Source organism: Carboxylicivirga longa (assembly GCF_050589825.1).
Classification (GTDB): Bacteria; Bacteroidota; Bacteroidia; order Bacteroidales; family Marinilabiliaceae; genus Carboxylicivirga; species Carboxylicivirga longa.
Genome location: NZ_JBNGOZ010000001.1, coordinates 385,649 through 411,499 on the forward strand (window position 1 = coordinate 385,649; position 25,851 = coordinate 411,499).

General features: G+C 38.9%; 18 protein-coding genes. All 18 read left to right on the top strand.

Features of this window, described 5'->3' with window-relative positions; all coding sequences use genetic code 11:
- The first annotated feature begins 1 nt into the window (after position 1).
- Entirely contained in the window at positions 2 to 2,761 is a 2,760-nt protein-coding gene (locus ACRD7A_RS01485; RefSeq protein WP_430809568.1) for a Z1 domain-containing protein, read from the top strand.
- Positions 2,748 to 3,731, top strand: coding sequence for a PD-(D/E)XK motif protein (locus tag ACRD7A_RS01490; protein WP_430809569.1), 984 nt, complete (start codon positions 2,748 to 2,750; stop codon positions 3,729 to 3,731). The genes ACRD7A_RS01485 and ACRD7A_RS01490 overlap by 14 nt, the downstream gene beginning before the upstream one ends.
- Entirely contained in the window at positions 3,721 to 6,087 is a 2,367-nt protein-coding gene (locus ACRD7A_RS01495; protein WP_430809570.1) for an AIPR family protein, read from the top strand. Before ACRD7A_RS01490 ends, ACRD7A_RS01495 begins: the two co-directional genes overlap by 11 nt.
- A gap of 220 nt (positions 6,088 to 6,307) precedes the next feature.
- A complete protein-coding gene (locus tag ACRD7A_RS01500; RefSeq protein WP_430809571.1) occupies positions 6,308 to 6,997 on the top strand; it encodes a hypothetical protein in 690 nt (229 codons plus the stop codon).
- 88 nt (positions 6,998 to 7,085) lie between these two features.
- Positions 7,086 to 9,620, top strand: a complete 2,535-nt coding sequence (locus ACRD7A_RS01505; protein WP_430809572.1) for a hypothetical protein — start codon at positions 7,086 to 7,088, stop codon at positions 9,618 to 9,620.
- Positions 9,621 to 9,667: 47 nt separating this feature from the next.
- Positions 9,668 to 10,333, top strand: coding sequence for a hypothetical protein (locus ACRD7A_RS01510; RefSeq protein WP_430809573.1), 666 nt, complete (start codon positions 9,668 to 9,670; stop codon positions 10,331 to 10,333).
- Between the two features lie 61 nt (positions 10,334 to 10,394).
- A complete protein-coding gene (locus ACRD7A_RS01515) occupies positions 10,395 to 11,240 on the top strand; it encodes a hypothetical protein (RefSeq protein WP_212191737.1) in 846 nt (281 codons plus the stop codon).
- A gap of 80 nt (positions 11,241 to 11,320) precedes the next feature.
- The gene (locus tag ACRD7A_RS01520) at positions 11,321 to 11,707 is read left to right on the top strand and encodes a hypothetical protein (RefSeq protein ID WP_430809574.1); all 387 of its coding nucleotides are present in this window, start codon (positions 11,321 to 11,323) and stop codon (positions 11,705 to 11,707) included.
- An 18-nt stretch (positions 11,708 to 11,725) separates the two neighbouring features.
- Entirely contained in the window at positions 11,726 to 12,562 is an 837-nt protein-coding gene (locus tag ACRD7A_RS01525) for a hypothetical protein (protein ID WP_430809575.1), read from the top strand.
- Entirely contained in the window at positions 12,549 to 12,899 is a 351-nt protein-coding gene (locus ACRD7A_RS01530) for a hypothetical protein (protein ID WP_430809576.1), read from the top strand. Before ACRD7A_RS01525 ends, ACRD7A_RS01530 begins: the two co-directional genes overlap by 14 nt.
- Positions 12,900 to 12,906: 7 nt before the next feature.
- Positions 12,907 to 13,995, top strand: coding sequence for a hypothetical protein (locus ACRD7A_RS01535; protein ID WP_430809577.1), 1,089 nt, complete (start codon positions 12,907 to 12,909; stop codon positions 13,993 to 13,995).
- A gap of 19 nt (positions 13,996 to 14,014) precedes the next feature.
- Positions 14,015 to 14,191: a hypothetical protein gene (locus tag ACRD7A_RS01540; protein ID WP_301201588.1), complete on the top strand. Its 177-nt coding sequence runs from the start codon at positions 14,015 to 14,017 to the stop codon at positions 14,189 to 14,191.
- A gap of 12 nt (positions 14,192 to 14,203) precedes the next feature.
- Positions 14,204 to 14,680, top strand: coding sequence for a hypothetical protein (locus tag ACRD7A_RS01545; RefSeq protein ID WP_430809578.1), 477 nt, complete (start codon positions 14,204 to 14,206; stop codon positions 14,678 to 14,680).
- A 15-nt stretch (positions 14,681 to 14,695) separates the two neighbouring features.
- Complete coding sequence (locus tag ACRD7A_RS01550; RefSeq protein ID WP_430809579.1) at positions 14,696 to 15,307, top strand: hypothetical protein; 612 nt, start codon at positions 14,696 to 14,698, stop codon at positions 15,305 to 15,307.
- Positions 15,308 to 15,406: 99 nt separating this feature from the next.
- On the top strand, positions 15,407 to 17,794 hold the full coding sequence (locus ACRD7A_RS01555) for a hypothetical protein (RefSeq protein ID WP_430809580.1): 2,388 nt from the start codon (positions 15,407 to 15,409) through the stop codon (positions 17,792 to 17,794).
- A complete protein-coding gene (locus ACRD7A_RS01560) occupies positions 17,787 to 19,580 on the top strand; it encodes a hypothetical protein (RefSeq protein WP_430809581.1) in 1,794 nt (597 codons plus the stop codon). The genes ACRD7A_RS01555 and ACRD7A_RS01560 overlap by 8 nt, the downstream gene beginning before the upstream one ends.
- 1 nt (position 19,581) lies before the next feature.
- The gene (locus ACRD7A_RS01565) at positions 19,582 to 23,529 is read left to right on the top strand and encodes a strawberry notch-like NTP hydrolase domain-containing protein (RefSeq protein ID WP_430809582.1); all 3,948 of its coding nucleotides are present in this window, start codon (positions 19,582 to 19,584) and stop codon (positions 23,527 to 23,529) included.
- The gene (locus ACRD7A_RS01570) at positions 23,526 to 25,850 is read left to right on the top strand and encodes an LPD1 domain-containing protein (RefSeq protein WP_430809583.1); all 2,325 of its coding nucleotides are present in this window, start codon (positions 23,526 to 23,528) and stop codon (positions 25,848 to 25,850) included. Before ACRD7A_RS01565 ends, ACRD7A_RS01570 begins: the two co-directional genes overlap by 4 nt.
- The last annotated feature ends 1 nt before the right edge of the window (position 25,851 follow it).

The following is a 25,851-nucleotide window of genomic DNA, read 5'->3' on the forward strand; positions in this document are numbered from 1 at the left end:
TATGACTGAATTTTCAAGCGCAAGAAATATAGCACACGTTTTATTACAAAAATACAGCCGAAAGGAAGTAACTAATGAATTGATTGTAAAAGAAGTTAATAATCTATCTTTGATGCCTGATTTTAATGGCATTGATAAAGATGAACTTATTTCGCAATTAGAAGCTGATTTTGAAGTGTATTCAAAAGAGGCAACATTATTAGTTGCAGAAGATGTAAAGCCTTGGCTATATGACGAGAAGTCAAATATTAATTTTGACTTATGGAATAGGTATAAAATTTACATGAATCAAAAGGATGCATCCTTCCCAATCGATACGTTGGATGATATCACAGATAAAATTCTGGATAAGTGTGTCAATCCTAAAGTTGTTGGCCGTTGGGACAGACGTGGTATGGTGGTAGGTAATGTCCAATCTGGAAAAACAGCAAACTATACCGGGCTTATAAACAAAGCCACAGATGCGGGATACAAACTTATTATTGTTATAGCAGGTATTCATAATACACTTAGAGGGCAAACTCAAGGAAGAATTGACAATGGTTTTATTGGTAGAGATAGTTCTGACTTTATTAAAAGACAGAAAAATAATAAAACAGGTGTAGGCTATATAAATGCAGATACAGAGATTTATTCATTCACTAATTCTGACCCTGATGGTGATTTCAAAAAAAGTATAGCTACACGAATAAATGTTCCAATTGGCGGAAAAAGCCCAACTGTACTTGTCATTAAGAAAAATAAAAGCATTCTTGAGAACCTTATTCTTTGGCTATTAGGGTTTGCAGATAAGGATGAAAGTGGAGAAAGTAAAATATTTAATGTTCCATTACTATTAATTGATGATGAAGCAGATAACGCTTCTGTTAACTCGGGAACAGAGCTTGATGTTAAGACAATTAACCGATTAATAAGAACTTTATTAAATCTGTTTAATCAGAATACCTTTATTGGATATACTGCAACACCTTATGCCAATATCTTTATACCTTCTTCTTGGAGTGAAGATTTGGAAACGATGGTTAAGGATGTAAAGCTAAAAGTTGGAGAAGACTTATTTCCTCGTGATTTCATAATTAATATTCCACCGCCATCAAATTACATAGGTGCGACTCAAGTTTTTGGATTTGAGAATGCAGATACAGGTGAAGATTATGAGGGTTTGGATATTATCAGACCAACAGAAGACCAGGAACCATACTTTCCCAAAAAGTTAAATAAAACAAATAAAGACGAGCTACCTGAGGATGTTCCTGCTAGCCTCAAAGAGGCTATTAAAGCTTTCATTTTGACATGTGCGATTAGAAGATTACGAGGTCAAAAAAACAAGCATAATTCCATGCTAATTCATGTTGCCCTATATGTAGCTTGGATTGATAGAGTTTCTTTGTTGGTTAATGAAATATTAAGAGATTATGCACTCCAAATCAGGTCTGGTCAAGGTTATCTTCTTGATGAATTAAAAGAACTCTTTGAGACTGATTTTGTGCCTACTACAAATGAAGTAAGTATAAATATACCATATAAAGACCCCAAAATTAAAGAACATTCATGGGATGAAGTTCGCTCAGTTTTGGTCGAAGCGGTTACAAAAATAGAAGTTAGAGCGGTTCACGGCACTAAAAACACAAGACATCTTGAATACCATAAGATAGAAGATATCAACTATGATGATTACGAAAATGGGTTATCTGTTATTGCAGTTGGAGGTAATAGGCTTGCAAGGGGAATTACCTTAGAAGGTTTATCAGTCAGCTATTACCTTAGAACTACTCGTTTGTATGATTCTTTAATGCAAATGGGCAGATGGTTTGGTTACAGACCCGGTTATGCGGATTTGTGTCGTCTGTACACAACAGAGCAGTTAGTTAACTGGTACAGGCACGTTACATTAGCTACTGAAGAAATGCGTGCTGATTTTGATGTAATGTCCGCTCAAAATAAAAGACCTGTTGACTATAGACTTAAAGTCAGAACTCATTCAGGATTGTTAAATATTACTGGAGCGGGTAAAATGCGGGAGCATGAACGGATACAAATAGGGTTTTCAGGTAAAATTAAACAGACATATCAATTAATTAAGAATGAGGATGCAATTAAAGGTAACTTTAAAACGTTTGAGTCACTTCTTAATAGGATGGATAATCCAACATTAAGACATACGACAAAAGCACAAAAAGTTAATGGTATTATCTGGAAGAATGTAGCTCCAGAACTGATTACTGATTTTATATCAGGTTTTAATACTGATTTACCGGATATCAGGCCTGAAGTTTTAATAAATTACATTAATAAGCAAAACTCAAAAGGTACTCTAAAGGATTGGACTGTTGCTGTAATTTTAAATTCTGAATCAGATAACAAAATAAAATTCGATTGTAACGGACAAATAATAGAAGGAGGCTTGCCTTTGAGGAATAGTGTTCCGCCTAATTGCAAGGAATATTTTACTTTACCAAAGAATAACATCCTAGACAGAAAAGACAGACGACTTGACCTTGATATTGAGAATCCTAATCCAAAAGAAAAGGAAGTAAAACAAGCAAGAGCCATATCTGGGAAATCACTACTTGTTATTTACCCACTAGACTGGACAGCAGATGACGGTCTGGTTGATGATATCCCACTGGTTGGATGGGGTATTGTATTCCCGGAAATTGAGAATGAAGAGAAAGTTGAATTTGCTGCCCGCCCAATGGTCTCAGATTCAGAAGAAGGTCAAACCGATGATGATAACGATTTAGAAAATGGAGATAAGTAACCTCAAGGAACTATGGTCTAAACAGGTATCAGGCTCTGAAGTTGGCGTAGTAAAAGAAAAGGTAAAGAGCATTCCTCAATTCAATTGCTATATTGGGACTATTTTAGCATCTAAAGCAAAATTGTTTTCTATTGAATTACCTGAAAATATAAAAGTTAACCAAAATTATCTAAAAAGATTTACAGGAGTTGAAATTCAGTTTTTACCAACCAAAGAGCTAATTATTATTCTCCAGGAAAACGAACTCTTTGATGTATTTGTAATGTTTGTAGAGGACATTATAAAGTCAATTTCTATTACTCATGTGCATGAAGAAGCTTTGATACGTATATCTCAAAGAGTATCCTACTGGAAAAGATTATTCGGGAAGTTCACAGGAGGCCTTTTAACTCCACAACAACAAAGAGGGTTATATGGAGAATTACTTATTCTAGAACATTTGCTGAATGAATGTAAGAATCATACAATGGTTATGGATTCTTGGCAAGCACCTACAGCAACAAATCAGGATTTTTATTTCAATACATCTGCAATAGAAGTTAAAACTTCAAAGTCGAACCATCCAAGTATTAAGATTGCGAATGAATTTCAACTTGATTGCACTTCTTTTGAACATCTTTATGTGGCATTCATAAAGCTGTCAGAATTGCCAGAAGGAGAAAATACCCTACTAAATAAAATTAACGAAATCAGAAATATATTAAGATTATCTCCTATTTTAGTTGATGATTTTAACCTGAAGCTATCATTCTTGGGAATAAATTCTGATGTAGAAAGTGAATACAACAAAACATCCTACAAGATACGAAAAACCACTTTTTATAAGGTGACAGATGAATTTCCTAAGATAATCTCATCAATGGTTGATAAAGCTGTAACTCATATTTCTTATGAGGTATCGCCAAACGAATGTGATGAGTTTGAAGTTTCATCCGAAACAGTATTAAAAGGAATTCTAAATGAAGAATAACAACATTGATTTTGAATTAGATACGTTTATTCAAAATCTCTATTATGAGATTCAATCTTTAGTGTATGCAGATGAAAATGGAGATTCTAAAGAAAATAAATTTACTGAATTTGTAATGGAAACTCTTGCTGATGCAGGAGAGACAGAAGGTATTAGACTTTGCAACTATATTAAAGAGAATAAAAACGAAAATATCCAATTTAAAATCAATGGATATGCACTTGAAGAAGGTTACGAAAACATTGACATCTTTATTTCTTCGTACAAAGATACTAATGAGATATACCGTCTGGGGAAAGCTGACTTTGAAAAATTAATGAAGTGGTCAACAGGATTCGTTAATGCTGCTCTGAAAGGGTATTTGGAAGATATTGAACCATCTTCGGAAGCTTATGGTTTGGCATCCATATTACATAAAAACCGGAAGGAAATAATTAGGGTTAATGTTTTCATACTTTCCAATGGGGATATACCTCACGACCCGCCCAATAATTTTAAATTAAAAAGCCTTGAAGATATTCTGGTATCTTTTAAAATTTGGGATATTGAAAGACTGCATCGTCTAGCTCAGTCCAGTGGGAATAGAGAACCTATCGAGATAGATTTTGAGGAATTAATGGGAGAAGTTATTCCCTGTCTGGAAATGCCATCTCAAAATGAATTATATGAATGTTATTTAGCAATTGTACCTGGAAGTATACTTGCGAACCTTTACAGAAATTACGGAACAAGACTTCTTGAAAGTAACGTCCGGGCTTTCCTGCAACAGACAGGAAAAGTTAACAGAGGAATTCGTGATACTATTAGGTTTGAGCCACATATGTTTTTACCTTATAATAATGGGCTTGCTACCACAGCTCAGGAAGTAAAGACAAAGCTTAATAATGATGGGCATAAAGTAATTACTTCAATTAAGGACTTTCAAATTGTTAATGGAGGTCAAACTACAGCTTCATTATTTCATACTGCAAAAAAATATAAGGAAGCTGATATTTCAGATGTATTCGTTCAAATGAAATTGACTGTAATCAAGGACGAAGAAAAGAAAAATGAAACAGTACCCTATATCTCTCGATATGCAAATAGTCAGAATAAAGTATCTGAACTGGATTTAACATCCAATAGCCCATTCTTGCAACGCCTAGAGGAGTTATCAAGAACAACGTATGCAATAGATTCAGAAGACAAAAATAAACAAACTATATGGTTTTTTGAACGTGTTAAAGGACAATATAAAGAAGCTCTTAACAAGGAACCAACGAAAAGTAAACAGAATGCTTTTAAGTTAAAATATCCTAGAAATCAGATGATAATAAAATCTGATGTTTCAAAGCATATGAATATTTGGCATTTGAAACCTTTTCACGTTGCTAAAGGTTCTCAAAAGAACTATAACGCTTTCATGCGAGATGTAGATAAGGAGTTTTCAAAGAAGAAGCCAGGAAGGGTTTATTGGGAAGACCTTGTGGCTAATGCAATACTATTTCAGACAGCAGATAAGCTTTTTGGAAGAAAGAATCAGAACCCGATTGGTGACACAAACATCAAAGCACATACGGTAGCATATACATTATCCTATTTTCACTATATAACTAAAAATAAGCTTAATCTGGGTAAGATATGGAATGACCAAATTATTGAGGAAGATTTGCAAAGGGAAGTGAAGAAGCTACTTGTATTTGTATATAACTTCTTTACGAATCTTGATGTCGCATTAATTAGTGAAGCTGTTAAGAGTGAAAAAGTTTGGGAACAACTAAAACTAAAATCATTTGAAAAAATTGATTTAGACGTTGTTAATAAATATTTGGTGTCAGATACGGAATTCAAGCAACGTTATGAATCTAAATCAGATGAAGTTGCAGAAACTGAAAAATATAATACTCTTGAAGAGATTACTTCACTTGGTTTGAAGTTCTGGGATGGCATGTGTCTTTATATGTTACGAACTGACTACCTAAGCCAAGTTGAGCAAAATTACGTTTCTGGAATAAGAAGCAAACTTAAACGGAATGGGAATTTTACTGACGCAGAAATAAAAAAAGGGGGTGAAATTATTTCCAAATTGAAAGAACTTCATATTGACTTTAATGAAATAAGTTCGATTAGTAAATTATCTGAAAAAGAGACACTGGACCCATCTTTAGTCTACAATAGATTGAAATTGATTGATAAAGATACATGGAAGAAGGTGATTGATATTGGCGAACAAACGGGTAAGCTATCTTTTAATGAAGTTAGCGTTATTAAAACTGTAATTACAAAAGTCAAAAAACAAGAAAATATTGATTTAAAGCGCCTCGGTATTGTTAATGAATCTTTGGATAAAATTAAAAAGTTTGGAGTTAATGTATAAAATATTCAATCTATTTAGAGAAAATATCTGTTTGTAAATTGAAAATCGAATGAATTTTTCAAACAAACTCTTCATCAATATAGCTAACCACAAGATTTACAAAAAATGGCAATAGAAAAGTATTAAGCCATGCAGAAGTATCGGCAGATTTTTGGAATGACAAAAAAGCATCTTTCCACTATATAACTTAGGATTACAAGTAAATAAAGATTAAATATAGATGAAGATAAATACAAAACTACCACTTTCCAGACAAGTACTTATTGTGTCTTTACTAAGTTTGATTTGGATAGTTATTTATAAAATGATTCTGATAGATATTGAAGAATTCTTCCCAAAAGCCTATGAAGTTGGAGAAATTATGTATGGTTTGACAGCATCAATAGTTGCTTCTTCTATTTTTTACTACATCGTTGTTTATAGACCAGCTAATGATAGATTTCACAAAGTAAAACCGTATATAGAGAAACGAATTAGTAGGTTTAAGCTTGATAATATTTTGATTGTACAGGATATTTATAATTACAAAGGATTAGAAGTACCGAAAATGTTACCGGAAAATTGGGAGGATTTCAGAACAGTATGTGATGGTATTCTTTTGACTTCAAAACCACCGATTATTCATGCAAATCCATCTTACCAACCTAAAAACTGGTTTGAGTACTTTGAATATTATATCGCTATTGAAGACAGTAATAAAAGGATGCTTTATAACTATTGGGAAGATGTTCCTATTGAGGTAAAAACTTTAATCGAAGAATTGCAGACCAATACATTTCATAGTGGTTTAAATCTTTACAAGCAAACTGGATATAGTAACAAGTTATATGATTTAGCTGGTCCTCTTTGGAATCATTTAAGTATACTATCGAAGCTACCTGAGACACTGAATGAAAACTTGAAGATTTAGATATAATTGTGAACAAAAATAACCAATTCTAAGCACATCTACTTTATTCTAACCAAATACAGCCAGCTCTCCACCTAAAGCCCACTATATGTTTGTTTCCATTATGGAAGCAAGCACGAAGAAAATTCTAGGCACATTAGCAGTTGTTGCAGCCGTTGGCGGTGGCTTTTACCTGATAAAGAAAGGTAAAAAGATTCTCTCCGGTGCAAAGATGAACTTTGCCCTATTAGGATTCCGCATACACAAAATGAACTTGCAGGAAGTCCAATTTGCTGTAAAACTTCGCTGTTATAACCCCACTAATGCTCCCATCACATTAGCCGTTAACCAGGTAGTTGCAAACTATAAAGGTTCGGCAATTGCTTATTCCACTCCCGACATTAAAGGTCTTACCGTTGGAGCTGGCTCTACACAAGAGCCTGAAATCCTGTTTCAAGTGCCATATCTCAACCTTGTAGGAAAAGGTTTATCCACAGCATTGCTTCAAAACACCGCACAGCTAAAAGCAGACATGAGCTTTACTCTTTCGCTAAGCATTAATGGCGAAACCATCACCACCACGCAAAATTTAACAGACGATAATATGAACGGATTAGCATTGGGCGAATTAGGCATTGTGTCTGGCCCACGTAATACACAGGACGGTCGTAAGTTCAACCACCTGATAAAAAAGGCATCCGGCACAGATGTATTTGTAAAAAACGGCAATGTCCTGGAAACCGTTGAAAGTTGTATTGAAATTATAGCCGAACACTTCCGTGAAGTAGAGGAACTAGCCTCCATGTTGCAAGGTGATAACATGAAAGCATCCTGTAAAAACATCTTTGATTTTTCATACAAGTATCTCCAATATCATAAAGACAAAGACGGCACAGAGCAACTTCGTACCCCTGCACGTTCATGGTTGGACGGACAAATGAGGTTCAAACAAAAAGGCATAAAATCAGCAGGGATTGACTGTGACGATTACAGCATTTTTGTGGGTTCGCTTTTAAAGAACCTGGGTATTCCGTTCAAGCTTCGTATTACTAAGTATGACGGTAAAAAGAACTTTCAGCATATCTATGTTATTGTTCCTGCCTTGGGTGATTCAGAGGATGAAATTGTGATTGACCCGGTACTATCAAAATTCGATTATCAGAAGCCATACAGCTTTGAGCAATCCAACTTTGATATGTCCCCTGTTCAGATAGCTGGACTAAAAGGAATTGATGGTTTGACAGGTTCAAGTTCTTTAGGCTTACCAATTTCTATTCTATCAGGTATTGATTTAGCAGGAGGTCATCAGGCACAAGCCGACCATGAAGAACTTATCGCTATAGTATCAGGCGTTGACTTTGACGATGCCATTAACGGATTGGGTGATGCAGACGATGCTACTTATCGCTATTTAGTCCGCACTCGGAATTTCCTTTTAAAGAATAAGGAGAACAAGGATAAAATGGCGCATATCCAAAACCCTGACCAATTTATTTCCATGTTGGACCAGGCTATTAAGTTTTGGAATACACCACAGCGAGATAAAGTACTGGCCAAATTGGAAAGCATCGAAGCCAGACTTGCACAAAAAGGACTGATAAAGTACGATATAGATGCCGTTGAAGGGTTAGCAGAATTGGATGATTTAGATGAATCCATTGATGGCTTAAACGGAGACAGAGGTTTAGGTGGATTCTTTAAGTCACTAAAGCGAATCGGTAGAAAGATTGGTAAAGGCATAAGGAAGGCTGCTAAAAAAGTTGGTAAAGTCGCCAAGAAAGTAGCTAAAGCCATCGTCCGATTTAATCCGTTATCAATTGCTATACGTAACGGACTGTTAGCAGCATTACGATTGAACATGTTCGGCATTGCCAAGAAACTTCAATACGCATACTTACCAGACCAGATGGCATCAAAATATAACATTGATGCAAAAAAATTAAAGGACTTAAAGAAACGCCACAGACGTGTACGCAAGCTATTTAAAGGATTGCAAGGCAGGGAAAAGAACCTGAGAAAAGCAATCCTGAAAGGAGCTAAACAAAAAAGCCGAGACTTCTCATTGAAGGGCGTTGATGGTTTATTGGCTGATTTGCAAGGATTGGAAGCAATCGGAGAATTTGGTGAATTAGGACAGATGGGTGCAGTGGCTACCGCAGCATCGGTTGGTGCAGCAACAGGTGTATTGGCAAAAATCAAAAGTTGGCTAAAACCTGTAAAAAACATCTTCACAAAAATCAAGAGCAAGTTTTCCAAGGCTAAAAAAGTCAAAAATACGGTATCACAGTATGTGCCATCAAATTCAGACACACAGGTTCAGGAAGCAAGTCATTACGTAGCTCCGCAGACCAGCAGTTATACCCCACAACTAATGGTCAATTCAAGTAGTTATTTGCCACAGGCTCTACCCCACACAACATCTGTTACACCATTTGTTTCACCATCAGTTCCACAAAGAGCTACTCAAACTAAAAAAGGCATGAGTAAAGGAACAAAAATAGGTATCGGTATAGGAGCATTGGCATTGATTGGTACTGGTGCATACTTTGCTTTCCGCAAAAAGGACGATGAAGAGCCAAAGCGTCAATCCCAATCAAAGAAACCTTCTTCCAAAAAGGCATTAGGAAGCATAGAATTACAGTAAGGCAAGGTGCGCCTTACCTCATAATCAATAACTAAAAATTAGTAAACATGGCAGTTAAGAAAACAACGTCAGGTGGTAGGTCTACAGCTACCAAGATTGACTTTATGAAAGCTACCAACGACATAGGCAAGCCCATTGCTGCCGTCATGGGCTTTGGTGGTGGAAAGTACATTTTAAATAAAGTAATAAAAAGCTCGACTGTAAGCGGTCTTTTGGGCAACGACATGAAAGGCTATGCTGCCCCCGCTGCATTGGCGTTAGGGGCACTTGTCGGACAACAGTTCACTAAAAATGAGTATGTCAAAATGGGCTTATATGGTGCAGCTGGAGCAGGTGTTGAAGCTATTATCAAGAAGGCAACAGGAAAAACTATTCTTCAAGGCTTATCCGGATTGATGGGAGATGACATTGAAGATGTGGAATACGAAGATGTAACCGGGTTACAAGCCCTGAATCCAATCACACAAGCTCTTCCGGCAGCGGATATCGACATTGAACGTGAAATAGAAGCCTCTGTTTCAGGCGCAGCAGAAGATTACTCTATGAGTGACGAGCCTATGGGAAGTGCAGCAGCCGACTATGCAATGAGCGATGAACCTATCGGCAAAACAGACTATCCGGAGGATGAAGAACCTCAAATCGGTAAGATTAAAGACATCGACCCAGACAGTATGGACTATGACATCTTTTCGGGCGATATGATGGCATCCTGATTCATTCACAACTAATCAATTCAATTTATAACAGGCTATTGAGCCACAAAAACAAATTATCATGGCAGAGATTAATGAGCAAAATGATTTGTACCCTTCAATGGAAGATATAGAAGGTTTAGAAGAAGCGATTCTCGATAAGGAAGAGGATTCCCTGGACAAAGAAGACGACCAGGATGATGCTACGGAAGGCATCGGAGAACTCGGACGTTCGAGACGTAGAAGAAGACGCAGAAGCCGTAGAGGTCGCAGACGCAGTTACCGCAAACGTGCTGTTCGCAGGTCGTACAATGCAGGTCGCAGAAGTACCGCTGTAAAAACAGGTTTAACAACTCAATTGACTTCAAAAGGTCAGTTTGAATTGCGCAGACAGCAGCTTCCGGCAGAGATTCAAAAAGCGTTGAAAGATGCACGTATGCAGACCGTTGATACGGCAATCTATACCATTAAGTCGGTTAAGGACAAGTCCGATATTGATTTGATGGAAGCATCGGATGATAAGAAGGCTGGTCGCACCAACCTGAACCGTGCGCAGTTGGATTCAGGAAAGTATTTCTTGCTGACTGACATTGTTCTTGAGTATGCTCACGGTGCATCGGAAGAAGATAACGACCCGGCAGATTTCGCATTCGGTCAGTTTGCGCTTCCTGCACAAATCCTTAACGGAACATTCGAGATGACTTTGGGAACTAAGGTGATTCTTCCTGAAATCTCATGTGCGGTATTCGATGATACCGATACAACCAAGCGTAAATTCCAGTACAAATTGGCTAATCCAAAGTGGTTAAAGCCATCAATGGACATCACGCCAAAGCTGAACATGCCAAAAGCTATCAACAACAGCGACAAGGTTTTTAACCCGGCTGTTAAAATAACCTTATTGGGTACAATCACTGAGAAAGCATAGTTTTTTGGGTATGCCATAATCGTTAGAGGGGGCGGTCGCAATACTTGCTTCCGTCCCTTTTCTCTTAATCACTTATACTAATGGAAGTACACGACAATAAAATAAAGAAACTACAGGTTGTAAAATTCGAGGTTAAAAAAGGAGAAACCTTTGAGTTCAACGGCAATACCAAAACAGAGCATGACCGCATCAAGGGTATGTTCCTCCGCTTGTCCAATCAACAAGCCCTACCGGGTTCAACACTTCGAGCGTGGATAGATGATACTGAAATAATCCCCGATGATACCGAGGTAGCTCTTCTTCATCACAATGATGATATGAGTATCAAAGACGTGACGTTTCCTGTGAATGAAAAAGCCAAGAACAGCCCTATCAGAATCATATACAAAGATGATAGCGAGAACCTGGCTGTTAATGACAGTTACCATGTGCGTGTGTATCTGCTTGCCGAAGTGGATAATTCATAATTTCCCAATACTCCCGATATGAAACGATATTTTGTAATTACGCATAAGTCCGAGGACAATAACCACATCAACGCACAGGATTTGCTCCCGGCTTCCTGCAAGTTGATAACTGGTTTGGCTGTTATCGCCACCGTTAAAAAGCAAACAGAGTTGATTGATGTAGTGGAGAGCCTTGCTTTCCCACAAGCATTGATTACAGACCTTTTAAACGATGAGCAGATTACGGACTTGTTCTACTCCTATTTACGCACACGAGCAGATGAATATGATAGTCGTGCATTCTTTGAAAGCGACATCTTACCTGAAATTATTAGGGTACTGACCAATGGTATTGTTTATTCGTGTCTGGATAAAGATGAGCAACAGGAACTAAGTCACCATATTGCCCATGTATTCAATGAACAATTTACCGATTACATTTACAACGAATCCAATCTGTTTGTTAGAGGTCAGGGAATGACCAACCTTGAGTTTTCTGATTTTATCGCCCAACAAACATTGGTGTTTACCTACCAGCACAAAGATGAGTTGTTCAAAAGAACCATCAAGGCTTACAAGCAGCCGGAACCATACGAGTGTGGCAACATCAGTTTATTGGTAAACGGTAACAGCTTCTTGCTTCGTGACTACATGGTTACGGCAAACAGAAAAATCAAGTATCTCAGCAAAGAGATTATCCCTTTCCATGAGCCTTTGGAGGTGAACAGCAACATCTACACGGTATTCAAGAGCAACAAGAATAGCGAGGAAAATATCCTTACCATCAGGATTTACATCGAGTACGAAGCCCCATCGAAGAAAGAACTGCAATTGTCGAACATTAATCCGGAGGAAGTAACCAATGAACACGAGTGAGTTATTACATACCATTGCCAAAGACCGCATTGCAGGACTGCGAACCATTGACAGTTACCAGTTGAAACCAACCGTGATTCGAGTTACAAGTCCCGATATGTCCCTTGACCTGAAAAACGACATGTGGATTCTGAACACTAAAGGTCTTCCCGGTTCCATTGATGAATTGGAAATGATAAGCAGCGATAACGTGTTTAGTGCTACACCCGAAGAATACGACTTTATGGATGAGTACCGCTACCAGGTATTCACCGATTACATAGACATCAAAACCCAAGCGGAAAGTTTCAAGCCTTACCGATTGGAGTTTGTAAAGATTATTCCCCACCGAAATTAATACAGCCATGCTAGATTACAGAGAGCAAATACAAAGCATATATGAGTTTATCAAGCGTTCAGAGGTTGAGCAAAAATACCCTTACGCTTATGAGATATATCTATTGACAGGAGTTGATGAAACGGCACTCACATCAAGAACCGCCGGAACAGAGATGTTCAACAGCGATATAGAAAAGGCTATTGAAAAAGCTAAACAGGCACACGGCACTTTGCGTGTTGTAGTATATGGAGGTAAAAGCCATAACGCAAAACACATCAACGATTACACAGTAAATGTTAGTGGTTTGTTGAACCCTCCCAAAGAACCCATCGAAAGGGCTGAAATCCATACTATCATCAAGGAGGAAATGAAGCAACACCAAATTCAGAACAGTACTGATGGATTGGGGGAAATCAACGGATTATTGGGTTTGATAACAGGAGAAAACGAACAAGCTAAAAGCAAGGTCGAGGGCTTGTTTGGGCTGTTCAATGCACTATCGGGCAATAACAAGGAAGTAGAGCGAATTAACTACCAAAAGCAACTGGATGATTTTAAGTTTGAGACTCGCTACACCAACCTGGAAGAAAGGTACGAACGTTTACGCAACGAGAATGCCGAGCTGCGTGCCGAAAAAGACCGCTATCAAAGCGAGAACAAGGAACTCAAAACAGACAAAACCGACCTTGAAAACCGTCTTGCCGGATATGCTCCCAATGAAGTGATGAAAAGGGTTGCCACAGGTGCTTTAGTAGGTTTAGGCTCACGCATACTTACAAATAGTCCTAAAACAGCAGAATTATTAGGGCTTACAGCAGAAGAATTGAAAGGTGCTTTGGGGATGGTAGATGATAGCTCTGAAGAATCAGCTCCAATTCCAGATGCCAATGTTGAGATTACCGACATGGGTTCGGCAAGTTCTCCAGAAGACAAGAAGAAAGCAGAGATTATCAAGAACCTTTCTGATGCCCTAATGACATGGAAACTGCAAGATGTAGCCAAGATTGCCAACATTGTTGGACTATGCCTTGACAAAGCGGAACTCATCAATAAAACTCTCGCATTCTTGAACCAAACTTTACAAGGAATAGAGCAAACGGATAGCGAAGAATAAACATTTAAAACAAACGATTATGCGAAAATTTAAAGTAGGAATCACGATTGAAGCTGAAGCACCGGAGACGGTTCAGCAAATGGGAAACCTGATACAAAATGCGGTGAACAAGGTTGACCAGGAAGACATCATCAAGCTACTCACCAAAGTGGTTAAGAACCCAAAGATTGTAAAGACCGCATTGAGATACATCTAAAAATCAAGTACCGTGCAAAAGTTACCACCAGTAAATAAGGCAACATTAGTCGCTAATGGAATTAAATACGGCTTACCCATATTAGGCGTAGGCATAGGTATTTATGCCGTTAAAAAACTATTGTTCAAGCGTAATCCTGATGGCACTTCATCAAGGGTTGCTCCTGCATTGAGCGATATGGTTCTGCAAAAGGAAAATTTGACCATTTCTCCATCCGATGCAGCCTTGTATGCTAATACTCTGTACGGTGCAATGCTTGATTTCGGAACAGACGAAAAAACGATTTACAGCACTATAGATAAGCTACAGACCAAAGATGATATGCTTCTGGTGATAAAAGCTTTCGGTATGAAGATGTACCTATGGGGAACTCGTGCAGCATTTCTTGGTCAGGACTACAATTTGATTGGTTGGCTACGCTTTGAGCTAAGTAACAAAGAGATTGCTAAAATAAAACCCAAGTTCGACAGTTGGGGAATCCCTCTCTAAAACACGATTACAGCTATGGACAAGAAACAAAAGAAGATATTGTTTATTTCGGGAGGGTTAGTAACCACAGGGGCGATAGTTACCACCGTATTACTTATTCGCAGACGTAATAAGAAAAGACGGCAAGGGCTATTGCCCCATCGTGGTTCAAACATTTTAACTACGAACAGCAATGAGTTGCCTTCGGATTTTCAAAATTGGAATGGTGGCAATACTTATCTATCCAATGCACCCAAGGGTATCCGCAACAACAATCCGGGAAACCTGATTTTTACTAACATTAAATGGAACGGCAAACTTCCTAAAGAGCAAAACAAAGACAGACGTTTTGAAATGTTTAAAGCTCCTGTGTACGGAGTTCGTGCCATGATTAAAGACCTCAAGCATGACATTGAAAAGGGCAAGAATACAGTTCCGGCTCTTATCGAGGAATATGCGCCCAAGTTTGAGAACAATACGGCAGCTTATATCAAAACCGTGTGTAAGGATTTAAAAGTTAGCAAAACAGCTAAGCTTCTACCTACCAAGAATACACTTCGCCTTTTGGTGCTTTCAATAGCCAGGGTTGAGAATGGTGGCAGTTACGTCAGTAATGAACTGTTCGACAGGGCTTATTCAATGATTTGATTTAAAGACACAAGTATCAAGATATAAGACACAAGACTAAGCATCATGTAAATCATCTTGAATCTTGATACTCAATACTTGATACTAAAAAAATAATATATGGGAACAATCAAGATGTTTAGGGGAACAACCCCACCGTTACTGAAAAAGGGCGAATGGGCTTCCGATGGCCAGTACGCTTATTTGGGAATGGAACACGAACAATACAAGGTATTTCAGGGCGTGTTTGATATGAGTAAAGACCAGCAGATTGCAGGATTTGAATACGACCTTGACCAAAAAGCAATTATCATTCCAACGGGAACACCGTTTTCAAAGCTCCAGCTTTTATTTGACTCATTACCCAAGGCATTAAAATACCATACCAACGAAAATGCGAATATCAGCATCATGTTCGAGGATGGTACTTTTATTAACGATTTGGGAACATTCCTGGTACTTCGTGATTTTTCCTATCAAATCAACATCTGCTCATTAAGTAACAAGGTAGATAGTATGGTCGGTACTTACGTGAAGCCTGTTGTTTTTCAAAGCGACAAAGCCATTGAAATTTACAATAGTGCCATCAACTTTAGGGATATTCGTTTCGAGTACAGTGATGAAGGAAGTGGCGCATTGGCATTCCTGAACAGTACCACCAACATTGACGATTGCTGTTTTGAGGCTAAAGTCAATCAATCATGTGTGTTCGACCGAGGTTATAATAAGATTGTATTTTCTGATACTTACTTCAAGATGAACCGTGATGTTCAGGACACAATCCTGGATAGGGCTTCGGTTGGCTCATTTATTAATATCGCTCGTTCAAAATCAGCTCCGGACTTTAGACCCAAAACCATTGTTCAGCAGATTTCAGGAGGTCTGATAATTGCAGGGAACGTTGAAGACTTGTTAATTTCAGAGAAAAGCCCGGTGTACATGCCCAATGGAGGTATAGAGGTACATGGTGGTTTTGTTACCGACCCTGATGGCAATCTTAATATCGCCATTCCAACAAAGCTATCACAATTGGAGAATGATATGAACCTGACCTCAAATTTTGAGGAATTGGAAAACAAACCCAATACCATTTCTCCGGAACAGGCTACAGCCATTGAAAACAATAACAAAAAAAGTAGCTATCCGCAAGCTGATGCAGAGAAGTTGGCAGGGATTGAAGAAAATGCAACTGCTGGGGCTGATTGGAATAGCAACTTACAAAACAAACCTGTAACGATTAGCCAGGAACAGGCAGCAGCAATTGAGGCGAATATCCAAAAACGAAGCTATCCTCAAACCGATGAAGAAAAGCTTTCTGGAATTGAGGCGAATGCAACAGTTGGTGCTGACTGGGAGCAAAATGTGCAGAATAAACCTGTAACGATTTCTCCACAACAAGCAGCCGATATTGAATCCAATAACAATAAACGTAGCTATCCACAGGCTGATGAAGATAAACTTGCCGGGATTGAAGAAAACGCTACTGTTGGAGCAGACTGGGAGCAAAATGTACAGAACAAACCCATAACAATCTCGCCAGAACAGGCAGAAGCAATAGAGGCCAATACTGAAAAACGTAGCTATCCGCAAGTCGATGAAGATAAACTATCGGGCATTGAGGAAAATGCAACTGTTGGGGCGGATTGGGAATCAAATGTGCAGAACAAACCTGTTACCATTTCAGCAGAACAGGCAGCAGCCATTGAAGCAAATATCGAAAAGCGAAGCTACCCACAAGAAGATGAAGACAAGCTATCAGGTATTGAAGAAAACGCCACCGTTGGAGCAGATTGGGAACAAAATGTGCAGAATAAACCTGTAACCATTTCTCCCGAACAAGCAGAAGCTATTGAAGCCAATACTCAAAAGGTAAGCTATCCACAAGCTGATGCAGATAAGTTGGCAGGGATTGAAGAGAATGCTACCGCTGGAGCAGACTGGGAATCGAATATTGAAAATAAACCTGTTACCATATCTCCTGAACAGGCAGCAGCTATTGAAACCAATAGCCAAAAGAATAGCTACCCGCAAGTAGATGCTGATAAGCTTGCAGGAATTGAAGAAAATGCGACTGTTGGGGCTGACTGGGAAATGAATGTACAGAATAAACCTGTAACAATTTCTCCTGAACAAGCAGCAGCCATTGAAGCCAATACCCAAAAGGTAAGCTATCCACAAGTAGATGCTGATAAGTTAGCAGGGATTGAAGAAAATGCTACTGTTGGAGCGGATTGGGAAATGAATGTACAGAATAAACCTGTTACGATTTCCCCTGAACAAGCAGCAGCTATTGAAGAAAATACTCAAAAAAGAAGCTTTCCTCAAGTTGATGAAGACAAGCTTTCAGGCATTGAAGAAAACGCAACTGTCGGTGCTGACTGGGATATCAACTTGCAGAATATCCCAGAGTTACTTGTAAAGTTCATTCAGAAATTAGGAGAAGAAGGTGTAACCCGTTTTGATATTGACCCGGATGGCTCAACATTAAGAATTGGTAGGGATGATTAATAAAAAGGGCTACATATCAAGGATACGTAAGGATTTAAAGGCGGAACGTAAGCACTCTAAAACCACTATTGAAAGCATTGCCAAAAGCTTCGGTATTGCCAATAAAAACTTGGTGAAAGAATTTACTGAACTGGCAATAATCCTTAACGCAAGAGAGATAGCACACGACAGTTCGCTGACTACTTATGAAAAATACCTTGATATTGTAGCCCTGTATCAAACACAGGTCAACCTTTCCATGCGCACAAGCATGAGTGTGTTGATGCAGCAATATTCCACTCCGGCACCCATCTCGTTCCTGGCATCAAGTTATATCTTAAAATCAGGCAGCTTATTAGGCTACAAGGCTTTTAAGAATATCGTAAAGGGAAGTACTAAGGGGAAAATTGTCGGCAATGCTCATCTTACGAATGATAAAAAAGACTTTCCAAGGTATTTAGAACCATCGGCAGGAAACGGACTTTTAACCATTGCTTTGCCTTATCACTATACCCATGTCAACGAGCTGGACGATATAAGGCTTGCCAACCTGAAAGAACAACCTTTTGAAAAGGTCAGCTCTTGGGATGCGTTAAAGCCTCCGGCAGCTTATGACAGAACTTTTGATGGTATAGTTACGAATCCACCTTTCGGTTCACTTTCTCAACCTGAACTTTTTGGAAAGTTTAAAATCAAGCGATTGGAACATGCAATGGCATTAAACGCTTTGCGTTGCATGAAGGATGATGGTAAGGCAGCCATTATCATTGGTGGTCACACCACTTGGGACGAACACGGTCGGGTAACCGCAGGAACTAACCGCATTTTCCTGAATTACCTCTATCACTTTTACAACGTTGAAGATATTATCCCGATTAACGGCAAAAAGCTTTACTCCAGACAAGGAACTTCAATCAATACCCGATTGATTCTGATTGATGGAGCAAAAGCAGTTCCCGAAGGAGCAGCTCCACTTAAAAATAAATTATACAGCACCGTTGTCAATACTCATGAAGAACTTTGGGATAGGGTTGGTTTAGGCAAAGGCACAAGCCCAAAGCCACAAACCAAAGATGTGAAGGTCATTAAACTTCGTGCTAAAGCCATTCTGATAAAGCAAAAACAGTTATCACTTGGTAAACTTCCAACGGCAAACCGATCGCTACGCATTTTGGTAGCTTGTGAAGAAAGCCAAACCGTTACAATGGCACTTCGTAGTCGGGGGCATGAAGCTTATAGCTGTGACATTCTTCCAACCACAGGCAAACATCCCGAATGGCACATCCAGGATGATGTATTGAACCAATTGGATAAGGGTTGGGATATGATGATTGCTTTTCCTCCATGCACCTACCTGACTGTTTCAGGCAATGCGTGGATGCATGACCCGGAACGTCAAAAGGAACGTAAGAAAGCACTGGCTTTTATCCGCAAACTGATGAAAGCTCCAATTGATAAAATTGCCATTGAAAACCCTATTGGTGTTATCAGTACCGCCATCCGCAAGCCTGACCAAATTATTCAGCCATACTTCTTTGGTGACAACGCAAAGAAATCAACTTGCTTGTGGTTAAAGAATTTACCTCTGCTAGAACCAACAGATATGCTTGATGAAGACCAATTGGAATACAAGCATTGGTACGACAAAAAGAAAAAACGTTGGAGACGGCAACCACTTTGGTACTATCAGGCAAGGGATTTAAGCGATGAAGAAAGACGTAGGGTTCGCAGTAAGACCTTTCAGGGGATTGCCAATGCAATGGCTGACCAGTGGACAACAAAGAATATTTATTCAATAGCAGTATAGTATGAAATCAGACATTAAAATATGCAAAAGCAACATTACCATTAAGTTTGGCAGCGTTCCACCAAAACATATATCGGCAAGACTTATTGAATTGGGTTTTAAAACCAACAACAACAAAAGCTTTGTTCGCACTAAAAAGCTGGCTCAGAACGAGCATGAGTATTTACAAGGAATGTTCGGTCATAAAGGGCTGGGCATGGCATATATCCCAACAGCCGAAAAAGGTTTTATCCTGGATACAACAGTTCCCGATTCAATGGGACACGAAATGCACATCGCTATCCGAAAAGTAAAGAAAAGTATCGGGATGCCTTTGTTTGACTATGTTGCCGAGAAACTCGATTACAGCAATGACGAGCTTGTTAAGTCGCTTTCATGCGAACAGATTGATGCAGTATCGTTAGCTATTTACAATATCGAGAAGCGTGGCCAGGGAATTATTGTTGGCGACCAAACAGGAATCGGTAAAGGAAGAACCGCAGCAGCTTTAATCCGCTATGGTGTAAAAAGTGGTATGCAACCTGTGTTCTTATCCGAAAAGCCCAATCTATTTACTGACCTTTATCGGGATTTATCCGACATAGGCAGTTCTGCTTTAGTTCCGTTTATCGTGAATACCAAAGAGAGCAAAACCAATGTAAAGGACAAAAGCGGTGAAGTTATCTATACAGCTCCCGAAAAAACTACACAAGAAAGGATTATCAAGGGTAAGAAAGTACCCAACAATTACAACTTTGTTTGTGCCACTTATTCGCAGTTCAATCAGCCGAAAAAGCCAGCCAAACAAGAGTTTTTAAATGCTGCAAGTAGCGGTAATATCATCATTATGGATGAAGCTCACAATGCTTCGGGAAGCTCCAATACAGGTGAATTTATGCAAGGTGTGTTAAGGCAAACCAAAGGCGTTTGTTTCCTATCTGCCACCTTTGCAAAACGACCTGATAACATGCCTATTTATGCTCAAAAGACTTCTATGAGCGATGCCAATATGAGCAAAGAGGATTTGGTAGAAGCCATCACCAAAGGCGGTGTTGCATTGCAGGAAGTATTAGCAGCCCAATTGGTTTCAGAGGGGCAAATGATTAGGCGTGAACGCTCTTTTGAAGGTGTCGAAGTAAACTACATCGAGCTGAAAGAAAAAGCCAAAGAGCAAGCTGATACCGCAGACAAAGTAACCTCAATCATCCGTGATATTATCGGATTCCAAGAGAAGTACATTAACAAACAAGTTGATGAGCTTGATAAAATTGCAGCAGCCGAAAGTAAAGAGGTTGAAACACGCAAAGGAACTGAGAAAGCCGGGGTTGATAATATTCCGTATTTCTCAAAGGTCTTTAACGTCATTAATCAATTACTATTTAGTCTGAATGCTTCTGATGTAGCTGACCATGCCATTAAGCGATTGAAAGAAGGTAAGAAACCCATCATTGCCTTTGCTTCAACGATGGGAAGCTTTTTAGAGGGAATGGCAAAACCTGATGATGTGATAAATGGTGATTTTTCTACCGTATTGGAAAAGGGTTTGGATTCTGTTTTTCGCTATACCGAGAAAGATATTGATGGAGAATCACAGGGTAAGCAATTTAATATTGCCGATTTGTCGGAAGATGCTCAATTGGCTTATTACGATATTATCAGAAGAATCGAACAGGCTTCAACTGGCATTACTATCAGTCCGCTTGATTTGGTAATCCAAAAGATAAAAGAAGCCGGATATTCGGTTGGCGAAGTTACAGGGCGAAAGCTTTGTGTTCAGTACAATTCCACTAAAGCAAAGAATACAACGGCTTTGGTGATGAGCCGAAAAAAGGAAAACACAGCCGACTTGTTTCGTCAATTCAACGACAATGAAATTGACTGTTTGCTGATTAACCAAAGTGGTTCGACAGGAGCTTCGGCACATGCCATTGTAACAGACAAGGTGCCAGCAGAAAAGGTAAAGCAGCGAGTAATGGTGATACTCCAACCAGAACTGAATATCAATACCGAAATCCAAAAGCGTGGACGCATCAATCGCACAGGACAGATAATGAAACCGATTTACGATTACATTATTTCGTCCATCCCTGCACAAAAGCGGTTTATGATGATGCTTAAAAAGAAGCTGAAATCATTGGATGCCAATACCACCTCCAACCAGAAAAGCAGCAAATCACAATTGGAATCCGATGACTTTTTAAATAAGTACGGTGACAAAGTGGTTCGTGGGTACATGTTGGAGAATCCGGAGCTAAACAAAGCCTTGGATAATCCACTCAAATTTGAAGGTAAAGACAGCGATGAGACTGCATCCGAAGGTGATGCTTCAAAGGTAACAGGGCGTGTGGCTGTTTTATCGGTTAAGGAACAGGAGAAATTTTATACCGAGGTAATTGAGCGATACAACGATTACATCGAGTACCTCAAGCAAGCCGATGAGTACGACCTTGAAGTTGAAGTATTGAATCTTAAAGCTGAATCCCTTGAAAAGCGTGTGGTGATTGCCGGGAAAGGTGGACGTTCGGTATTTGGTAACGATACCTATTTGGAAAAATGCGAATGTAACGTTCTGAAAAAGCCCTATGGCAAGGCTGAACTTGAAAAGCTGATTAAGAAGTACCTGGATAGTAAAGACCCGGACACTATTTCTGAAGAAATTGTATTGGCACATGAAAAGTTCGTGCAAAACAAGTTATCTGACGATTTAAAGGCGTTGGAAGAAAAATACAAAGAGCTTTTTAATGGTATTACCGATGAGAAAGGCTATCAGAAAATTCCTGTATATGACAAAGCAGCCCAAAGAGATTATGTCGCTGAACGAACAGAAGAAATTCAGGAAGGTAAACAAGCCGAAATTACCAAGACCAAAACACAAAGCGAGAATCGTAAACGCTACCTGAACAACTTTTTCAAGTTCTTTAAAGTCGGTCATGGCTATTTCTATCCGGCAGTCAGTTTTGAAACCGATAGCAGTTCCAACTCCTATTGCGTATTTCTTGGTTTTGACATTAATCCTAAACGCAAGAATCCTTATGCTCCGTCATCGGTAAAACTTCGTTTTGCTATTTCTGATAGCAGAAAATATATTGTTCTCCCTGCATCTGGCGATACTGCCAAAGAAATTGAGCGTGTAATGAGCCGAAGTATGCAGCTCACAACAGGTCAAAAGGAAAGTTTGATTGAGCGTTGGGATGAAGCCATTAAAGACTTCACGGCAGACCGACAAATCCGATACATCGTTACAGGAAACATACTTCAAGGTTCTGCGGATTTTTCAGGCAAGTTGGTAAGCTTCACCACCAAAGGAAGAGGTGTTCAGAAAGGTATTTTAATGAGTGAGGCATGGTCGCCCGACAATAATGATAATAAAGCGGACAACTATGTTGTAGCTCCAATTGCCAAGCTGCAAAAACACATTATGAGCCTTCGTAATGGTGCTACCATTGCCACCGAAAACAGGATTACAATAGCCAGGCATTATGATGGCACTTTTAAGGTCATTATGCCTAAAACCAAAACGCATATTCCCATTTACACCGATAAAGAAGTGGTGAAGCTCCTGGTTAATAATCGGGATGGTTTTGAAATGGTTTCGGGCAATATGAGAGCTTCGGTTGAAGAAAGTAAGATGCCTAAACTTCTTAATCTGCTTGGTGAGCGGTTTAGTTTATCGGTTAAAATTCCTCGCCATTATTACGATGAGTTTTTGGATAAGGGAACAAAGCGAGGCTATTCAACTGATAGCCTTACCAATGAGGCGATGAAGATGTTTGAGCAAGACAAAAAGGAATTTCCCAAACGTCTGGCCAGGCAAAAGCAAGCTGCCCCCAAAGGCAAAACCATAAAGCTTGATAGTTCAAAGAAATTAAAGCTTGTGAAACTCCGGGCAAAGGCAATCCTGATAAAGCAAAAACAGCTTAAAGCTGTAGCAGGTCTTGGTTCTCACCCTAAAATTAGGACCATATTATGACAGAAAAGGAATTCTATAAAAAATACAAGGCTATCCACAAGGATATTCGCTCAAATGGTAAATCCAAACTTTCCATATTGACTGATGGATTTAAGGAGGGAGTAAATGTCAATGCTTTGCCTGTTTACAAAGGCTTTGAGAAAGAAACAAACATTGTCCGTAAACGCTATAATCCAAGGAAAGGTGATTTCGTCTGGATTTTAACTAATGAAGGTTTTACCGAAGGACGAAACGGCTATAGAACAAAGAAAGGTTATAAACCAAATCCTGATGACGGTTTCTTTATTATAAGTGATGATAAAACCTTGTATGAGAACTACTGTGCAAATAAGATTGAGTTGATTGGTGACCTAGGTGATATTGACCAAGAAGTTGAAATAGCTCTTCGGGACAAGCAAAAAAACAGACAGTTTAAAGATGCTGGGAAACGAGTACATGGCTCACGCAAAGAACAAGCGATGTACAACAAGCTTATTCGAAGTAGCGATTTAAGCAGTATTGAACAGGATGAAGCCACTGCTATCGAACTCATTAAGAAGGATAAGGTATTTCCTAAAATAGAGCCGCAAACCGAGAAAGAAAATGGAACAGATGCTGGTTGTGCTTACCTGAAAACAAAAATTCGTCAGGCATTCCCGGCTAAACCAAATAACAATACCAAAGAAGCCAGAGAGCAATATGTTCTAATGGCAGAGGCAATCTTTAAAGTTTTGCAAGGTGCCATAACTATTGGAGACCTGAAAGCTTTGTTTTCTATTGCTAACAATGGGGAAATTATCGAGAAAACAGACTTTGGGATAATATTTGGTAAACAGCTACGCAATATAGTGTTTGTTCTATACGGCTATTCATATAATGTAGGTAAAGCTAAAAATGTCCTAAAGGAAGCAAATAAATATAGTGGAATTAACCGTTTACTCGCCCGACAGAACTTAGAGAATCTAAGAGCAGAATATGAGCTAAAGAATCAGGTTTTCAGAAAATGTATTGAATCAGCAAAACGAATCATCACAAAATCTGATATGCAATTTCATAAAAAAGAAGCTCTTGTATTTAGTGGTGGTTTATTAAGCAGTATTAAAACCATACCAGAATATATTAAGTATGTTGAGCATGTATGCCTGCGTTTTATCAAGAATCAAATAAAGGAATACGACCAAAAAAAAGAGCAATTTCCATACAAGGAATTTAAACCGGATTGGAGCTGGGCAGAAACAAAGAAAACAAGCAAATCAAAAAGCAGCAGCAAGCCTAAAATAGAAGCCATACCGCTATCGTATATCAAACGCACAGGCGGTTTATTAATTGAAGAAGCGGACGAAAACACGGTTATCAAGAAGCTTCATTTTAAATCACTCACATTAGGAAACTATGTAAAGGATGATGAAGCCAGGGAACACATTCGCCACTTTGTTGCAGCCATCGTTGATTTATGCGAGGTGCTTGACATCAACCTATCCATAAACGAAGCCCTGGCTATTGCTTTTGGCGCATTCGGTCGTGGTGGTAAAGCAATGGCTACTTATTACCCAACACGACAGCTCATCAACTTGACTAAACGAAATGGTGACGGTTCCGTAGCTCATGAGTGGGGACATTTCTTTGACCACTTTTTAAATGGTTTAGAATTATCAACCAAACCATTACGTTCTGAAAGCTGCCTGAACACCATTATTGAAAGTTTAGGCTATCGTAAGAAGTATTTCATCGGAGGTAAATCATCCCCAACAAAAGATTGGTTCAAGTCGATATTAAAGGTTGCTTTAGAAGATGATGTTCCTAAAACAATCCTTCATCAGAGCTTTGCACAATTAATCGTCATGCTTCGATTTGGCTATTATGGTGCAGAAGGCGGTATCTGTGTGAGCTATGATAATTTCAATTCCGATGGCTCTAAAAAGCGTCCAACAGACAGCTACTTATATCACTACTCCAAACTTCAAGGTGCTTATTGGAAAGATATTGCAGAGTTATTTGCCCGAAGCTTTGAATGTTATGTGTACGACAAGCTAAAAGCAAAGGACCGGGTAAATAACTATCTGGTATCGGGTGGGATGTTTTCTCATCCTGTTTATCCACAAGGCAAGGAACGCATTTACATCAACAAGTGCTTTGACAACCTGATTTATGCCATCAAGAAGCATTTATCCATTAAATCATTTGAACCATTTACCGACAAACGAGCCGATGAATACATCGACCTGACCGAGAAAGGTAGCGTGAACAAAGGTGTGATAGTGGGAAAAGAACGCAAACTGAAACTTGCCAAAATCAGGGCTAAAGCAATTCGCATTAAACAAAAACAGTTAAAAATATCGTGAT

What these genes read in the sequence shown, in the direction of transcription:
- ACRD7A_RS01560 (WP_430809581.1), top strand. Translation starts at nt 17,787, where the DNA reads ATGATTAATAAAAAGGGCTACATATCAAGGATACGTAAGGATTTAAAG.
- ACRD7A_RS01515 (WP_212191737.1), top strand. Translation starts at nt 10,395, where the DNA reads ATGGCAGAGATTAATGAGCAAAATGATTTGTACCCTTCAATGGAAGAT.
- ACRD7A_RS01495 (WP_430809570.1), top strand. Translation starts at nt 3,721, where the DNA reads ATGAAGAATAACAACATTGATTTTGAATTAGATACGTTTATTCAAAAT.
- ACRD7A_RS01500 (WP_430809571.1), top strand. Translation starts at nt 6,308, where the DNA reads ATGAAGATAAATACAAAACTACCACTTTCCAGACAAGTACTTATTGTG.
- ACRD7A_RS01570 (WP_430809583.1), top strand. Translation starts at nt 23,526, where the DNA reads ATGACAGAAAAGGAATTCTATAAAAAATACAAGGCTATCCACAAGGAT.
- ACRD7A_RS01520 (WP_430809574.1), top strand. Translation starts at nt 11,321, where the DNA reads ATGGAAGTACACGACAATAAAATAAAGAAACTACAGGTTGTAAAATTC.
- ACRD7A_RS01540 (WP_301201588.1), top strand. Translation starts at nt 14,015, where the DNA reads ATGCGAAAATTTAAAGTAGGAATCACGATTGAAGCTGAAGCACCGGAG.
- ACRD7A_RS01565 (WP_430809582.1), top strand. Translation starts at nt 19,582, where the DNA reads ATGAAATCAGACATTAAAATATGCAAAAGCAACATTACCATTAAGTTT.
- ACRD7A_RS01555 (WP_430809580.1), top strand. Translation starts at nt 15,407, where the DNA reads ATGGGAACAATCAAGATGTTTAGGGGAACAACCCCACCGTTACTGAAA.
- ACRD7A_RS01505 (WP_430809572.1), top strand. Translation starts at nt 7,086, where the DNA reads ATGTTTGTTTCCATTATGGAAGCAAGCACGAAGAAAATTCTAGGCACA.
- ACRD7A_RS01525 (WP_430809575.1), top strand. Translation starts at nt 11,726, where the DNA reads ATGAAACGATATTTTGTAATTACGCATAAGTCCGAGGACAATAACCAC.
- ACRD7A_RS01550 (WP_430809579.1), top strand. Translation starts at nt 14,696, where the DNA reads ATGGACAAGAAACAAAAGAAGATATTGTTTATTTCGGGAGGGTTAGTA.
- ACRD7A_RS01510 (WP_430809573.1), top strand. Translation starts at nt 9,668, where the DNA reads ATGGCAGTTAAGAAAACAACGTCAGGTGGTAGGTCTACAGCTACCAAG.
- ACRD7A_RS01530 (WP_430809576.1), top strand. Translation starts at nt 12,549, where the DNA reads ATGAACACGAGTGAGTTATTACATACCATTGCCAAAGACCGCATTGCA.
- ACRD7A_RS01535 (WP_430809577.1), top strand. Translation starts at nt 12,907, where the DNA reads ATGCTAGATTACAGAGAGCAAATACAAAGCATATATGAGTTTATCAAG.
- ACRD7A_RS01490 (WP_430809569.1), top strand. Translation starts at nt 2,748, where the DNA reads ATGGAGATAAGTAACCTCAAGGAACTATGGTCTAAACAGGTATCAGGC.
- ACRD7A_RS01485 (WP_430809568.1), top strand. Translation starts at nt 2, where the DNA reads ATGACTGAATTTTCAAGCGCAAGAAATATAGCACACGTTTTATTACAA.